A 16272-nucleotide genomic window follows, 5' to 3' on the forward strand; every position below is an offset into this window, starting at 1 on the left:
ACAACTCGCGGAACAACTCCGGCGACCGCGAGGTCAAGAAATCGACCACCACCACCGCACCGCCGTTGGCCAACGCGCACCACAGCTCCCACACCGAGAAATCGAAAGCGAAGGAATGGAACAGCGTCCACACGTCGGTCTCGTCGAAATCGAACAACAACTGCGTATTGGCGAACAGCTCCAACACATTGCCGTGCGCGACACCCACACCCTTCGGCACGCCGGTGGAACCGGACGTATAGATGACATACGCCAGATTCTCCGGCCGCAGCGGCGCGACCCGATCCGCATCCGTAACCGGGGAACCGGGGAACTCCGCGGTCTCCTCGAACAGGACCACACGAATATCGCTCGCAGGCAGCGCTTCTCGTTCCGACGCGGTGGTCAGGACGCAGGCGGGCGCGGCATCGGAGAGCATGAACTCCAGCCGCTGCGCCGGATAGGCGGTATCGACCGGCAGATACCCCGCGCCGGCGATCAGCACGCCGAGCAGTGCCACCGGCAACTCCTCCGTGCGCGGCATCGCCACCGCCACCAGCGATTCCGGGCCCACGCCCTGGGCGATCAGGGCCCGAGCGACCCGGTTCGCCCGCCGGTGCAGCTCGCCGAACGAGAGCGTGGCATCGCCGTAGCGGATCGCGGTCGCGTCCGGACGTCGATGCGCCTGTATGGCAATCAGATCCACCAGCGTCACCGGCGGCACTTGGGCGCCGGGCGAATTCCATTCGTGCAGCACCAATTCGCGCTCGCCGGGCGCCAGCACATCGATATCGCCCACGACCGCACCGGCGTCGGCGGCCACCGCGCCCAGCATGCGCAGGAACCGGTCGGTGAAGTCCTGCACCGTGGCCTCGTCGAACAGGTCGGTGGCGTAGGTGAACGCCGCCGAGATGCCCTGCGGCACACCGTGTTCGTCGGTGCGCTCGGCCAGCGCCAGTTGCAGGTCGAACTTGGCCAGCGGCACCGCCAGATCGACGCCGGACGCCGCCAGTCCGGGCAGCTCCAGATGGGTCTGCGCCAGGTTCTGGAAGGTCAGCATCACCTGGAACAGCGGGTGCCGCGCCGCCGACCGCGCCGGGTCCAGCAGCTCAACCAACCGCTCGAACGGCACGTCCGCATGCCCGAAGGCCGCCACATCCGTGCCGCGGACCGCCGACAGCAGGTCGGCGAAGCGCATGCCCGGATCGATCTCGGTGCGCAGCACCAGCGTGTTGACGAACATGCCGATCAGGTCGTCGAGTTCGGCCTCGCCGCGGCCCGCGATCGGGGTGCCGATCGCGATGTCGCGGGTGCCCGACAGCCGTGCCAGCAGCGCCGCCAGCGTCGCGTGCACGACCATGAACAGCGTCGAATTGTTCTCGTGCGCAAGCTCGTTCAGCGCGGCGTGCACCTCGGCATCGATCTCGAATCCGACGGTCGCGCCGTGGTAGGTCGCGGCGAGCGGCCGGGGCCGGTCGGCGGGGAGATCCAGTTGTTCGGGCAGCGCCGCCAGCTGCTGACGCCAGTACTCGATCTGTTGCGCCAGCAGCGATTCCGGATCGTCCTCGGCGCCGAGGGTCTCGCGCTGCCACAGCGCGTAGTCGGCGTACTGCACCGGTAGCGGCGCCCAGTCCGGCTGTTCGCCCCGCGCGCGATCCAGGTAGGCGGTCATCAGGTCGCGAGCCAGCGGGCCCATCGAGAAGCCGTCGCCCGCGATGTGGTGGACCACGCACACCAGGACGTGCTCCTGGGCCGCGAGCCGCAGCACGCGCAGCCGGACCGGCGGCGCGGCGGTGGCGTCGAATCCGCCCGTCACCGTCTCGGCGACGAGCGCGGGCACCTGCGACTCGTCCGCGTCGACCACCGAAAGCTCCGGCACCGCGAGGGCATCCGAGACCGGCAGCACCAGTTGATAGCCCTCGCCATCGAGTTCCGGGTAGACGGTGCGCAGCACCTCGTGCCGCTCCACCAGGTCGCGCACCGCGGCCCGCAGGGCCTCGACATCCAGGGCGCCCGTCAGCCGGACGGCGACGGGGATGTTGTTGACCGCGCTCGCCGGATCGAAGCGGTTGAGGAACCACATCCGCTGTTGCGCGTACGACAGCGGGATCCGCTCGGGGCGCGGCATCGGCCGCAGTTGCTGCCCCGCCGCCGAACCGGCGTGGCGCTCGACGCGTTCGGCCAGCGCGGCCACCGTCGGCGCCTCGAACAGCAGCTGCACCGGCACCCGCACATCGAGCGCGGATCCGATGCGGGCCGCGGCCTGCGCGGCCAGCAGCGAATTGCCGCCCAGCGCGAAGAAATCGTCGTCGGCGCCGACCCGGCCGGGCCCGGTGCCCGCCGCGGCCCCGGCGCGGTCCCGCGCCGCCGCCTGCGCGGCCTCGCCCGGGCCCACCTGTTCCATCGGGGTCCCGGGGCCCAGCAGCGCCGCGAACACGTCCGCGACGATCTGCTCCACAGGGGTGGACGGCGCACGGAATTCCCTTGCGGCGAACACCGGTTCGGGCAGCCGGGCACGATCCAGCTTGCCGATGGGAGTCAGCGGGATCTCGTCCAGCACCATGATCAATGCCGGAATCATGTAGGCGGGCAAGGAGTTCGAGAGGAACGCCTCGAGTTCATCGGTGTCGAGCGTCGCCCCGGCGCGCGGCAGCACGTACGACACCATGGTGGTGCCACCGGCGGGCAGCGAGCGGCCGAGCGTGGCCGCGAAGTCCACGTCGGGATGGTCGGTCAGCGCGTTGTCGATCTCGCCCAGTTCGATCCGGAAACCACGCACCTTCACCTGGAAGTCCGAGCGGCCCAAGAACTCGATCCCGCCGTCGGATTCGTTGCGCCGCACCAGGTCTCCGGTGCGATACAGCCGCGCACCCGGGCTGCCGGTCTCCGCGCCGAACGGGCTGGCGACGAAGCGTCCCGCCGTCAGCGCCGGGCGGCCCAGGTATCCCTGCGCCAGCGCCGGGCCCGACAGGTACAGCTCGCCCACCACCCCGGCGGGCACCGGCCGCAACCGTGAATCCAGGACGAACACACCGACACCCGGGATCGCCGGGCCGATGGTGATCGGCTCGCCCGGGGTGAGCGCGATGGAGGTCACCAGGATCGTGGCCTCGGTCGGGCCGTAGCCGTTGACGAACTTCCGACCGTCCCGCGCCCACCGGCCCACCAGCTCCGGGCCGAACCGGTCGCCGATGACCATCACCGTCTCGATATCGTCCAGGCCCGTCGGATCCACCGATTCCAGCGCACCCGGCGTGATCAACATGTGCGTGGCCCGCTCGCGGCGCAGCAGATCGGCCAGCTCGTATCCGCCGAAGACCTCCGGCGGCGACACCACCAGCGTCGCGCCCGTGGAGAACGTGAGCATCAGCTCCAGCACCGAGACGTCGAAGTTCGGCGAGCAGACGTGCATCACCCGCGAATCCTCGGCCACCCCATAGTGTTCGCGCTCCGCGGCCACCAGGGCGCCCAGCCCGACATGGGTGACGACGACGCCCTTCGGTCGCCCCGTGGAGCCCGAGGTATAGATGACGTAGGCCGGGTGCAGCTCCGTGAGCGGGCGCACGCGGTCGGTGTAGGAGATCGGGTGCGACGGCCGCGCCGCCACCCGGTCGCGCACCACCGGATCGTCCAACTCGAGCCAGTACACGCCGGTGCCGAGCGCCGGTCGGTGCGCGGAGAGGGTCAGGCCGATCACGGCCCCGGAATCCGAGACCATATGCGCGATGCGCTCCGCCGGATAGGTCGGATCCACCGGGACGTAGGCGGCGCCGGTCTTGGCGATCGCCCAGACCGACAGCACCGACTCGATCGAGCGGGTGATGCCGATGGCGACGACGTCGCCCGCGCCGACCCCGCGGTCGATCAGTTCCCGGGCCAGCCGCGAGGAGGCCTCGTCCAGCTCCCGGTAGGTGAGTTCGCGCGCCTCGGCGGGATCATCGGCAGGGGCGAACCGGATCGCCACCGAGTCGGCCGCGGACTCCACCGCGGCGGTGAGCAGCTGTCCGAACAGCGGACCGCCCGACCGGCGGCGCCGACCACCACGAGCGGAACGACGGGCAGTTTCCATTCGAGTGCATTCACCTCTCGCGTCCAGCGGGTCCGCACGGCCCGACCACTATCGGCACCCCTCGTACGGTCCGAGCAATCATATCGGGGTAACGGCGCACCGCGGTGTCCGCGCGAGCTCCCTCTACTCATCGGTATGAGGGTGCTCGGATGTTGCGCGGGGAGGCGAATTCAGTGGCCCGCGTCACCGCGTGGCCGCGCCGGGGGCCGCGAGGTCACAGCCAGCCGCGCCGAATGGCCTGCACGCCCGCCTGGAAGCGGGTGCTGGCGCCGAGCCGCTCCAGCAGGCTCGCCGTGCGGCGCACCACGGTCCGCCGGGACATGCCCAGCCGGCGCGCGATGGTGTCGTCGGTGGCGCCCAGCCCCATCAGGGTGAGGATCGCGCGGTCGCGCTCGTCCAGCGGTTCGCTCGGATTCACCGAGATCGGGGCCGCCAGCGACCACAGCACGTCGAAGGTGCGCACCAGCAGGTCCAGCGTCGGCGACGGGCCGATCCGCAGGCCCATCGGGTCGCCGCGCCGCTCGTCGCTGTGCAGCATCAGGCTGGCCCGCTCGCCGTCGACGATCATCACCTTCAGCGGCGGATCGGGCAGGGTGCGCGCCAGTGCCCCGGCGGAGTTGGTGGCGAGGGCGTGCCGCAGCCGATCCGGATCCTGATAGACGGAGTCCTGGTACAGGGTCTGATAGCGAATCCCGGCATCGATGCGGGCCGACTTCAGCTCGAACATCCGCTCGGCCTTGTCGGCGTCGCAGATGTAGGGCCCGCGCTCGACCAGCCGCACGCTGTTGCGGGCCGCTCGCTGCAGATCCTCGAATTCAGCGACCAGCTCCCGGGTTTCGTACATCGGCACGATGGTGCCGCCGCCGCGCACGGTGCGCCGAACCGACCGGAACGTCTCGCCCAGCCGGGCCGCCGCCGCGTGCATCCGCGCGGTCTCGCCCTGCCGCCGCCGGGACTCGGCCTCCGACAACGCCTCCGGGGCGTGGGCATCCCATACTGTGCGGCCGTTGGTGTCGATGCGCACGGCCGCTTGCAGTTCGCACAGCCGGTCCAGCGACGCCTCCGCGACCTCCAGCGGGCATTCCAGATAGGACGCCAGCTCGATCAGGCTGGACCGCGGATGCTGCACGAGGGCCGCGTACGCGCGTCCCTGCAGAGACCTGGAATCGAACAATTCGTGTAAACCTGTCACATCACCAGCCCCCGCGACCACCGGCCGCGACAGCGCGCGGCCGTTCACACCCGCGACGATTACTCGGGTCCCCACGACTGCTGCGACAGGATGACACCCTTGCTGGCCAGGTAGGGCGTGGGATCGATCTTCACGTCGCTGGGATCCCAGATCTCGAGGTGCAGGTGCGGACCGGTGGAGTTGCCGCGGTTGCCGACGGTGGCGATGACATCACCGGCGTTCACCCGCTGGCCGACGCTGGTCAGGATGTCGTTGACGTGGCCGTAGACGGCGGTCGCGCCGTCGTCGTGCCGGACCCGCACCCACAGGCCGAAGCCCGACGCCGGGCCCGCCTCGATCACGGTGCCGCTGGCCACCGAACGGATGGGGGCGCCGAGCGAATCGGCGAAGTCGACACCGTAATGGAAGGCGCCCCACCGGGATCCGAAGTCGGAACTCACGACACCGGCGACCGGGCGGACCGCGGGGGCCGGGGCGACCTGGTTCTGCAGGCCCTTGATCACCTGCTCGGCCTGCGACAGCGGACCGGCGACCTCCGGCGGTAGATTCTGGAGCCCGAACGGCGCCGGGGGCGCGGGGACGGCGACGGGCGCCGCCTCCACCGGGGCCGGGGCGGGCGCCTCGGCGGCGGCCACGGGGGCGGCGGTGGCCGCCCGCGCCTGCTCGACCGGCTCGGAGGCCGCCTCCAGCGCGACGTCGTCGGTATTGGTGCTGTCGTGGCTCACCGGAAGCAGCGGCGCGGCGTGGGCGAGCTGGGCGGCGGTGCCGACGATGGCGCCCGCCGCGACCGCCGCGCTGGCCGCCAGTTTCATCCGGTCGGCGGTGCGCGGCTGGGCGCGATGGCGGTTCGGCCGACCGGCGACACCATCTCCGAGCAGGTCCTGAACGGATACGGAACTGGAGGTCTCACGGTGCTGCGGCAAGGCTCGTCCTAGCGTCGATCAACTTCGGGAAGCGGAGCCGGGCCGAAACCTCATTTTCGGTAACGATTCGGCATCTGCTGTGACGCAAACTGTACTCCGCCGTGACCTTTTCGCAACCTTCTGGCGAAAAAGTCCAGGTGAGGCGGGTATCACTGCCCTGCGCGACCGTTACATACGCCAGACTGAAGGGGTGATCATCGACGAGCTACGAACCCCGATCGTGCTGGCTCCGATGGCGGGCGGACCCTCCACACCCGAACTCGCCGCCGCGGTGTCGGCCGCCGGCGGGCTGGGCTTCCTCGCCGCCGGGTATCTGAGCGCGGACGGCCTTGCCGACCGGATGGTGCGCACCCGCGCGCTGTTGTCGGACGGCGGCGGCCGCAACCCCGATGCGCAGGCCCCCGGACCGGACGCCGACGCCGCGGTAGCCGCCGTCCCCTTCGGCGTGAACCTGTTCGTTCCGGGAGCGCCCACGCCGACCGAGCAGTTCGCCCGATATCTCGAGCAGGTCGGCCGGGACTTCCCCCTCGGCGCCGCGAAATTCGATACCGACGACTGGGAGGCCAAGCTGGACGCCCTGGTCGCCGACCCGGTGGCGGTGGTGTCCTTCACCTTCGGCTGTCCGTCGGCGGCCGAGATAGCCCGGCTGCGTGCGGTCGGATCGGAGGCTTGGGTGACGGTCACCTCGGTGGCCGAGGCGCGCATCGCAGTCGACGCGGGCGCGGACGTCCTGATCGCCCAGGGCGCCGAGGCCGGGGGGCACCGGGCGACGTTCGTGGACCGGCCCGCCGACGATGCGGCCGACCCGCTGTCGACGCTGGCCCTGCTACAGCTGCTCACGGCCGCGACCGACCGGCCGGTGGCGGCGGCGGGCGGCATCGCCACGGGCTCCGCCGCCGCTGCTGTACTGGTCGCCGGTGCGGCCGCCGTGCAGTTGGGCACGGCCTTCCTGAACTGCCCCGAGGCCGGGACGGCGCAGTTGCATCGCGACGCCCTGACCATCGATACCCCGACGATGCTGACCCGCGCCTTCAGCGGCCGCCGCGCCCGCGGACTGCGCAACCGGTTCATCCTCGACCACCCCGACGCGCCCGCCGCCTACCCCGAAATCCATTACGCCACCGGGCCGTTGCGCAAGCAGGCGCGGGCCGACGGCAACGCCGACGCGGTGAACCTCTGGGCAGGTCAAACACATGCGCTGACCGGCCAGCTACCCGCCGCGGAGCTGGTGCGCACCCTGTCCGTTGATATGAAAAGCGCTCTGAAACTAGGGCTTTCGCGCACAATCCAGGATTGTTGACAACCTTTTTCGTTTAGAATCAGATGACATCGTCCCGCCATCCCATGAGGAGAGCGCTATGTCACTCGACGTACCTACCGCACTGCTCGAACGCGCCGAACGCGGTGAGGTCTCCGACGACGAGTTCGTCGAATGCGTCCGCAACTCGCTGCCCTACGCCTACGAGGTGGTCAGCCGGGTGGCAGCCGACCTGCGTTCCGGCACAGCCGAATTCGCCGACAATCAGGTGCCCCCGCCGGACGAGACGGCCCGCGGCCAGCTGCTGCGCGCCATGGCGTCCGACTCCATCCGCGGGGGTCTGGAGCGGCACTTCGGGATCAAGATCGCGTTCCAGAACTGCCACCGGGTAGCGGCGTTCCCGCTGTCGGAGGTCGGCGGCGAGACCTACACGCGGTTCATCTCGACCCGCGCTCAGCTGCTCAACCAGAGCCCGGAACTGCGTAACTGCTAACCGCGTACGAGACCGGCGCAGGCGATTCCCTTTCGCCCGCGCCGGTTTCGCGTGCGCGCACCGTTGCGAGCGAGAACATGCCGGATCCCCGCATCAGCCTTGCGGGAGCAGCTTGAGCGTGGTGGAACGCGCTCTGGCACCGGTGATTTCGGCGATGATGCTGGCGGCATAGCGCTGGTACTTCGCTGCGTACTCGGAGTCGATATCGTCGTTGCGGTCCGGGTCGGCGTCGACGAAGGTGATGTCCTGGTCGATACTGCCCGCCCGGATCCGCCCGCGCCTGCTGACCACCGCGGTCCGATACCATGCCGCGTCCGGCCCGTTCACCGAGCGCACGTAGAGGTCGCGGCCGTGCCGCACCACCCAGATCGTCACCGGCATGCGCAGGGTTCCGTCCCGGCCCGCCGCCGCCAGCTGCAATTCCTCGGTTTCCGCGATCCTGTTGAGTTCGTCGGCCGTCCACTTTGCCATCGCGTCTCCTTCCGGGTCCCGGTGGTGAGCTGGAAAACATCTTTCCCTCTCATAGCCCCAGGTCCCGGCTGCGACACCGCCGTCGCGGCAATCCGATACCGACGCGCCGAGTCCGGTACCACCCCTTCCCCGGTCTGGCTGGACTGGTTCTCTACCTTGCCGACCTCGCGGCTGCCGCAGTTCTGGAACAGAACCCAGAGCAAGCCTGCACCTACCTCGAGGAAGCTCTCGATATCCTCGGCCGGAACTGGTACGCGACGGCGATGGATCGCATCAAGGCGGTTCGCCAGACGCTCCGCCGATGGGACTCGCTGCCAGCTATCCGGAGCCTAGATGATCGGCTTTACGACTGGCACACGACCGTCAACTCACTGGTTGGTTAGCCGAACCATTCTCCGCTGCAACGATTTCCGGCAACTCCGTAAGGTCGCGGATCTTCCAATCGGACAGGTCCGCGACCTCTTGCCTGTCTCGAAGGATCCAGCCCACGGGCCATGTAAGGATCTTGCGCCTACAGCGACTCAGATCCAACGCCATCTGCAGACCCTTGGACCATGTGGAGCGCAGGGCTGGACATAAACGGAACCCAGACACCAACGTGCGTGGGCTCGAGAAGCTGATCCTAGGTACAAGGTCAGGTATCCCCTCCACCGAAGAAACCGAACGAAAGAATTGCAACAAGTGTTACAAAACAGAGTTTCCATAGGCCAACGAATTCACTGTCGGTTCGGCCAGCGCCACAATCATGGCGGGATGCCTGTCACCGCGGTTAGTCGCTAATTCTTGGCCCAGAGGGTATTCCGGTACGGAACTCGACCCTAGAGCCGGACGAACGTCACGTTCGGAGGGTCGGCCCGAGCAAACATCACCCTTCGAGCGCTCACTCTTGACGAAAGCTACGCTCGGGCGCACCGCCTACTACTCGCGCAGCATGCGCTTGAGGATTTTGCCTGTGGGGTTGCGGGGTAGCTCGGGCAGGAAGACTACCTCGCGGGGAACTTTGTAGCGGGCCAGGTTGACCTTGACGTGGGTCTTCACGTCGTCGGCGGTGAGGGACTCGTCGGCGAGGACGACGTAGGCCTCGAGGCGGGCGTCGAACTCGTCGTCGGGAACTCCGATGACGGCCGCCTCGCGAATTCCGTTGTGCGCGTTGAGGAGTTCCTCGACCTCACCGGGGAAGACGTTCTCGCCGCCGGAGACGATCATGTCGTCGTCGCGCCCGTCGATGAAAAGCCTACCGGCGGAATCGAAGTGGCCGACATCCCCGGAGGACATCAGGCCGCGGACCCGCTCCTTGCCGCCACCGCCGGTATAGCCCTCGAACTGCGCGGCATTGGCGACGAAGATGCGGCCGGTGACGCCGACCGGAACCTCCGCACCGGAGTCGTCGAGGATCTTCACCACCGCGCCGAGCACCGGTTTGCCCACGCAGCCGGGCTCTTCCGCGAGATCGGCGGGAGTGGCGATGCTGGCGTAGGCGACCTCGGTGGAGCCGTACAGGTTGTAGACCACCGGGCCGAGCAGCGCCGTCACCCGGCGACACAGATCGGCGCCGAGCTGTGATCCGGCCACAAAAACGATTCGCAGCCTTGACAAGTCGCGGCCGGTCAGCGCCTGCGGACCGAGTTCGACGATGCGAGACAGCATCACCGGCACCGTGATCAGCGCGGTCGCCCGGTGGCGGGTCATGCTGTCGATCACCTGCTGCGGGTCGAAGCGGCGGCGGATCACCAAGGTGGAGCCGAAGCCGATGGCCAGCAACGACATCGCGAAGCCCAAGGTATGGAACAGCGGCGCGGGGCATTCGGTGACCTCGCGAGTGCGGAACGGCACCCGGCTCAGCACCGCCCCCAGCGGCTCCAGCGAGCGCGGCTCCGACCGCGGCGCGCCCTTCGGGGTGCCGGTGGTCCCGCTGGTCAACAGGATGATCTTGGAGCCCGGGCCGGACGCGGGCGGCGAGGCGGACGAGCCCGCGGCGATGAGGGATTCGAGGCTGCTCGGATGGCTGGAATCCGTCCAGGCGCGATAGGCGCCCCGCCGCGGACTCAGGTCGCCGAGGATCGGTTCGTACTCCTCGTCGTAGACCAGCAGGTCGGCGCCCTCGCGGGCGGCGACGTCGCGCAGCTGCGGGCTCGCGAAATCGGTGTTCAGCAGGATGATTCGGGCACCACACTTGGCGGCGGCGAATACCGCGTCCAGCAGCCCGCGGTGGTTGCGCGCCAGGATCGCCACACCCTCGCCCGACCGCAGCCCGCGCTTGCGCCATTCGTTGGCCAGCCGGTTGCTGCGCTCGTCGAGGGCCCGGTAGCTCAGGGCGCCCAGTTCGTCGAGCACCGCGGTGCGGTCGCCGTATCGGGCCGCCGAAAGTGCCAGCAGCGCAGGCAGACCGCCGTATCGCAGGAATGCCGAGCCCGCCGACAGCAGCGTCATCGGCGATTCGATGCCGACCAGCCCGCTGCCCACGCACACCCGCAGGTACTCCAGCTCGGTCCACACCCGGGCGCCGAGCGTCCGCAGCAGCGTGATGGTCATTGCCCAACCCCCTTGCCGCACTGGCCAACTCGCACAGCGGCAGCGCACAACGCAACCATGCCGGACCTCCTCGTCCACCCGCCTTTGGCATGCGCCCCCAGGTTAACCCGGGGTACCCGGCCCCGCCCACCGAGTGCGCGGACCAGCGCCCCACGCCGCCGGAATCCATCCCGAGATTCCGGCCAAAGCACGCCGGAAACGGAAGCACGCCCGGAGGGCGGGACTACTTCCCGTGCGTACGCAGCTGGTACAACCCCTTGGTCTCGGCCACCACCACGCCGTCGGCGTCGGTCACGGTCGCCTGGAGGGTGAAGTCGGCCTTCCCGTTGGCCTCGGCATCGGCCGTGATGCGGGCGATGTCCCCCTCCGACAGCGACGCCTCGGCGCGCACATCGGTCTTGGCGGGCTTGCGGAAGAAGATCTGCAGATCCTTGACCAGCGGGTAGTACTTCGCGTTGTCGAAGGTGGCGATCGGGATTGCGCCACCGAGGATTTCGGCGACGGTGAACAGCACGCCCGCGTACATGACGCCGAAGTGGTTGCCGTTGCCCTCTATCGGCACCGTGGTCGCGGCGAAGCCGGGCCGCACCTCGAGCGCCCGCACACCCATCTTGTGCGCGATCGGAATCGTGAACTCCAGCGCCCCGTTCACCATGTCCGCGAACGCCGGAGCGTCGCTGTTCGTCTCGACCATGAAGCATCCTTCCTGCGCACCACCACGTGCCCGGTCACCGGACCGGTGCGCCCAGGGTACATCCTGTTGACAGCTTGCCAACAGCACCGGGCACGCGGGGTGCGAGGACCTACAACGTGGCCACCGTCAACTCCCCGTCGGCGTACCGCGCCCGCAGCCGCTTCTTGTCGAACTTGCCGACGCTGGTCTTGGGGATCTCGTCGATGAAGGTCCAGTACTCGGGCAGCTGCCACTTGGCGAACTTGTCGGCGAGGAAGTCGCGGAGGTCGGCGGGGTCGGTGCTGCCGCCCTCCTTGAGCACGACCGCCACCAGCGGCCGCTCGTCCCACTTCTCGTCGGGGATGCCGATCACCGACGCCTCGGCGACGGCCGGGTGACCCATGATCGCGTTCTCCAGATCGACCGAGGAGATCCACTCACCACCGGACTTGATCACGTCCTTGGACCGGTCGACCAGCGTCAGGTAGCCGTCGGGGCTGATCTTGCCGACGTCCCCGGTGCGCAGCCAGCCGTCGTGGAACTTGTCCGGATCCACCTGCGCGCCCTCGGGCGAATAGTACGAGCCGGTGATCCATGGACCGCGAACCTCCAACTCCCCCAGCGACTCTCCGTCATTGGGCTGCACGGAGCCGTCATCACCGACCAGCCGCGCCTGCACCGACGCCGGGAACCGCCCCTGGGTGAAACGGTAGGCCCATTCGTCCTCGCCCTCGGCCCCGCGGGGCGGGTGGCCGACGCTGCCCAGCGGAGAGGTCTCGGTCATCCCCCAGGCGTGCAGCAGCCGCACGCCGTACTTCTCCTGGAAGGCCCGCATCATGGACGGCGGCACCGCCGAGCCGCCGACCACGCAGGTGCGCAGATGCGAAATGTCCTGGGGTTGCGCGTCCAGCCCCGCCAGCACCCCGCCCCAGATGGTCGGCACCGCCGCGGCGAAGGTCGGCCGCTGGGCGGCCATCATCTGCAGCAGCGGCGCGGGCTGCAGGAAGCGGTCGGGCATCAGCAGGCTCGCGCCCGCCATCATGGCCGCGTACGGGATGCCCCACGAGTTGGCGTGGAACAGCGGAACGATCGTGAGCACGGTGTCCTGGGCGGTGAAACCCATGCTGTTGGGCGAGATCACCTGCATGGCGTGCAGCCAGTTCGAGCGGTGCGAGTACACGACGCCCTTCGGATCGCCGGTGGTGCCGGAGGTGTAGCACATCCCGGCCGCCGAGCGCTCGTCGATCACCGGGTAGTCGAAGGTATCCGGTTGCGCGGCAAGCAGTTCCGCGTACGAATGCACCTGCACTCCGGCGGGCGCGGTCAGGCTCGCGGGGTCGCCGTTGGCGACCAGCACGTGACGCACCGTCTTCAGGTTCGGCAGGTACTGGGCGAACATCGGCACCAGCGAGCCGTCCACGATCACGACCTGGTCCTCGGCGTGGTTGGCCACGTAGACCAGTTGCTCCGGGAACAACCGGATATTGAGCGCGTGCAGCACCGCGCCCATCGCGGGCACCGCCGCGTAGGCCGCCATGTGCTCGGTGTTGTTCCACATGAACGTGCCGACCCGGTCACCGTCGCCGATGCCCAGACTGCGCAGGGCATTCGCCAGCCGGGCGCATTCGACGCCCAGTTCGCGATAGGTCGTGGTGCGCACGCCGTCGCCGGTCCACGTGGACACCGTGGCGTCGCCGTGGAACGTCGTCGCGTACCGCAGCAATGTCGCCAGCGACAGCTGTTCGTCCTGCATCGTGCTCAACATCTGAAACGCCACTCCTCACCAGTGAACGAGGTCACACTGCCGCGAGGATAGCCGAATTCGGACACCACGGGAGGGGCTCGACTGAAGTCAGCCGCCCGCACAGTAGCCCTCGCTAGCAGCGAAAACGTGGGATGACCGGCGAGTAGCATCGCGCGAACGACGGCTGCAGTCGGGCGGTCGGGGAGAAAAGGCGGCTGCACACGACGAACCCCACCTTCGCCGCGCGCAGCCGCCCACTGCCGACCCTCACATCTGACGCGAGTTACCGATCGGCAGACCATCCGATGTGCACCTGGCCTTGCGACGACACCCCCTGCGGCACCGCCGAATCACCAAACCCACACCAGGACAGGCCATTTCGAGCAACTTCCTAGCGGAAAATAGTAGGGAGCCGGACGGCCGCATGTCCAGTCGAAACGCCCGCGCGCCCGCGATTCACCCTGGTGATCGTCCTGATGACCGGGACACGACCCTCGCCCGAGCACGTGCGGGCAGATACTCCTGGAGGAAATATGGCGATACGAAACTTCTTCGCGCCACCGCCGGAGTTGGACCTATGCGGGACCGTGCTGAGCAGGATATTCGCGATGTGATCATCGTCGGCGCCGGATTCGCCGGACTCTACGGCGGATACCCCAGTTTCGACTACAGGCGCGATGACCTGCACGGATACACTATCCGACTTGGCCGGAAATATGGATCCACTGGCCGTTGATCTCTTCGCGCGGCGACTGGGAACACCTAACCTCATGGTATGACTCGCACCCCGTCCATCCTCATCATCGGTGCCGGATTCGCCGGGCTCGGCATGGCGCTGGAGCTGCAGCGCGCCGGGCTGGAGAACTACACGATCGTGGAGAAGGCCGACGATCTCGGCGGCGTGTGGCGCGAGAACACCTACCCCAACGCCGCCTGCGACGTGCCGTCACCGCTGTACTCGTGGTCCTACGAGCCCAAATCCGATTGGCCGCGGCGGTTTTCACAGCAGGCCGACATCCACGCCTATATGCGAACGGTCGCCGAGAAGTACGGGCTGCCCGCGAAGATCCGCTTCGGGACCGAGGTGACAGACGCGGAATTCGATGAGCGGCAAGGGATCTGGCAGGTGCGTACCAAGGATGGCGCGACCCTGACCGCGGACATCCTGATGCCCGCGGTGGGTCAGCTGTCCCGCCCGGCGCTGCCGAATATCCCGGGCGTGGACACCTTCACCGGAACCGCCTTCCACTCCGCCGAGTGGGATCACGGCATCGACCTCACCGGTAAGCGGGTCGCCTGCATCGGCACGGGAGCCAGTGCGATTCAGTACATTCCGGCGATCCAGCCGCAGGTCGAGCACCTCACGCTGTTCCAGCGCTCGGCCGCGTGGGTGCTGCCGAAGTTCGATACCGAGTACACCGCAACGCATCACGCGCTGTTCAAGTATTTCCCGCCGAGCCGCCTCGCCGAGCGCTTCGCGATCTGGACCTTCTTCGAGGTGATGTCGTTGGCGCTCACCGACATCCCGGCCATCAAGAAGCCCGTCATCGCCATCGCGGATCGCCATCGCGCACAACAGGTTCCGGATTTGGAGCTGCGCCGCAAGCTGACCCCCGACTACGCGGCGGGCTGCAAGCGCGGGCTGTTCTCCAACGACTACTTCCCGGCGCTCGGTCAACCGAACGTCACGGTGGAGACCTCCGCCATCGAGGCGATCACGCCGACCGGCATCCGCACCTCCGACGGCGTCGAGCACGAGGTCGATGTGATCGTCTACGGCACCGGCTTCAAGGGCACCGAATTCCTGGCGCCGATGAACATCTACGGCGTGGGCGGGCGCAAGCTCGCCGACGAATGGTCCCCCGAGGGCGCCCGCGCCTACCTGGGCATGTCCGTCCCCGGTTTCCCGAACCTGTTCATGATGTACGGCCCGAACACCAACGTCGGCGCCGGTTCGATCATCTTCATGCTGGAATCGCAGGCCCGCTACATCCGCCAGGCCGTGCAGTACCTGGCCCGGCGCCCCGGCCACTTCCTAGCGGCCCGCCCCGCCGCCGAGCAGTCCTGGGACGACTGGCTGCAGCGACGCCTGAAGGACACCCCCTGGAACTTCTGCTCCAGCTGGTACCGCAACGCCTCCGGCCGCATCACCAACAACTGGCCCGGCGCCACCGTCCTGTTCCGCTGGAAGACCCGCCGCTTCGACCCCACCGCCTACGACGAGGGCACCGCCGCCTGACACCACCCCCGAACCGCCGCGATGCCACCGATCCCGGACCCACCGGGTAAACTCCGCCCAAGCCCGGAACCGGTCCGCACCAAGCAACCGATCCGCCCTCGTAGCTCAGGGGATAGAGCACCGCTCTCCTAAAGCGGGTGTCGCAGGTTCGAATCCTGCCGGGGGCACCGACCTGCGACGGCGTTTCCGCAGGCCATAGCCGCTTTCGCCGTCGCAGGTTCGATTCCACGGGGGCGCTTTCCACACCTCGACACACGCCCCAACGAGTTGCACGGATGCGCGAGCACCCAGTGGTACTGGAACAGTGGCCGTCACCGCCCATACCGCGCCGTCTTGCTAGTAGATGTAGCTCCCGATCTTGATCGGCGGCAGTACCCGGACCAGCGCCATCATCGGCGTACAGATGAAGCTGGTTGCAGGGCTCCCCGGCTTTCACTGCAGACGATGTGGTTGGTTTGGTCGACATACAGCGAACCGGTCTTCTCGCCGTTGATGTAGGAGTTCCAGACCAGACCGTCGGGTTCGGGGATGTACGGGCATTCAGCTGGTGTCAATCCCCGACAGGGACCTTCGACTCCCCAAGGTCCTACGGGATATGCGTTCGCCGTCGGAGCCAGGGCGAGAAGTGCGAGGGTGCCGGTGGCCATCGCTGCCAGTGCTCGGAATCGTGCTTTGTTGCGCGCGTCGGTCAGCGCCGCT

At 68.3% G+C, this 16272-nt stretch carries 10 protein-coding genes and 1 tRNA gene; 4 read left to right on the forward strand and 7 right to left on the reverse strand.

Annotated features, from left to right (window positions below; translation table 11 throughout):
- The 3 genes from ACYVLQ_RS00720 to ACYVLQ_RS00730 all read right to left on the reverse strand — a co-directional run.
- Positions 1-4048 (reverse strand): amino acid adenylation domain-containing protein (locus ACYVLQ_RS00720; protein ID WP_460695373.1); only part of this gene is annotated, 4048 nt, incomplete at its 3' end.
- Between the two features lie 214 nt (positions 4049-4262).
- Complete coding sequence (locus ACYVLQ_RS00725) at positions 4263-5315, reverse strand: helix-turn-helix transcriptional regulator (protein WP_460695374.1); 1053 nt, start codon at positions 5313-5315, stop codon at positions 4263-4265.
- The gene (locus ACYVLQ_RS00730; protein ID WP_460695375.1) at positions 5300-6163 is read right to left on the reverse strand and encodes a M23 family metallopeptidase; all 864 of its coding nucleotides are present in this window, start codon (positions 6161-6163) and stop codon (positions 5300-5302) included. Before ACYVLQ_RS00730 ends, ACYVLQ_RS00725 begins: the two co-directional genes overlap by 16 nt.
- 190 nt (positions 6164-6353) lie before the next feature.
- Here ACYVLQ_RS00730 and ACYVLQ_RS00735 point away from each other — a divergent pair, with 190 nt between their 5' ends.
- Both ACYVLQ_RS00735 and ACYVLQ_RS00740 read left to right on the forward strand, forming a co-directional pair.
- Positions 6354-7463 (forward strand): nitronate monooxygenase, encoded by a 1110-nt coding sequence (locus tag ACYVLQ_RS00735; RefSeq protein WP_460695376.1) that lies wholly within the window; start codon positions 6354-6356, stop codon positions 7461-7463.
- Positions 7464-7521: 58 nt separating this feature from the next.
- Positions 7522-7914, forward strand: coding sequence for an SCO5389 family protein (locus ACYVLQ_RS00740; RefSeq protein WP_068020491.1), 393 nt, complete (start codon positions 7522-7524; stop codon positions 7912-7914).
- 93 nt (positions 7915-8007) lie between these two features.
- On the opposite strand, the gene ACYVLQ_RS00745 is transcribed toward ACYVLQ_RS00740, so the two are convergent.
- The 4 genes from ACYVLQ_RS00745 to ACYVLQ_RS00760 all read right to left on the reverse strand — a co-directional run bounded on the left by ACYVLQ_RS00745 (position 8008) and on the right by ACYVLQ_RS00760 (position 13355).
- Positions 8008-8385 carry a DUF2255 family protein gene (locus tag ACYVLQ_RS00745; protein WP_460695377.1) on the reverse strand — a complete coding sequence of 126 codons (378 nt, stop codon included), beginning with the start codon at positions 8383-8385 and terminating at the stop codon, positions 8008-8010.
- Positions 8386-9303: 918 nt separating this feature from the next.
- Positions 9304-10917 (reverse strand): acyl-CoA synthetase, encoded by a 1614-nt coding sequence (locus ACYVLQ_RS00750; protein WP_460695378.1) that lies wholly within the window; start codon positions 10915-10917, stop codon positions 9304-9306.
- 223 nt (positions 10918-11140) lie between these two features.
- On the reverse strand, positions 11141-11611 hold the full coding sequence (locus ACYVLQ_RS00755; RefSeq protein ID WP_460695379.1) for a YiiD C-terminal domain-containing protein: 471 nt from the start codon (positions 11609-11611) through the stop codon (positions 11141-11143).
- A gap of 109 nt (positions 11612-11720) precedes the next feature.
- A complete protein-coding gene (locus ACYVLQ_RS00760) occupies positions 11721-13355 on the reverse strand; it encodes a long-chain fatty acid--CoA ligase (RefSeq protein WP_460695380.1) in 1635 nt (544 codons plus the stop codon).
- Positions 13356-14109: 754 nt separating this feature from the next.
- Here ACYVLQ_RS00760 and ACYVLQ_RS00765 point away from each other — a divergent pair.
- Together ACYVLQ_RS00765 and ACYVLQ_RS00770 are read left to right on the forward strand one after the other, a co-directional pair.
- Positions 14110-15573 carry a flavin-containing monooxygenase gene (locus ACYVLQ_RS00765; protein ID WP_460695381.1) on the forward strand — a complete coding sequence of 488 codons (1464 nt, stop codon included), beginning with the start codon at positions 14110-14112 and terminating at the stop codon, positions 15571-15573.
- 94 nt (positions 15574-15667) lie between these two features.
- Positions 15668-15740: transfer RNA gene (locus ACYVLQ_RS00770), tRNA-Arg, on the forward strand.
- Positions 15741-16272 lie beyond the last annotated feature (532 nt).

The organism is Nocardia thraciensis (assembly GCF_054782435.1).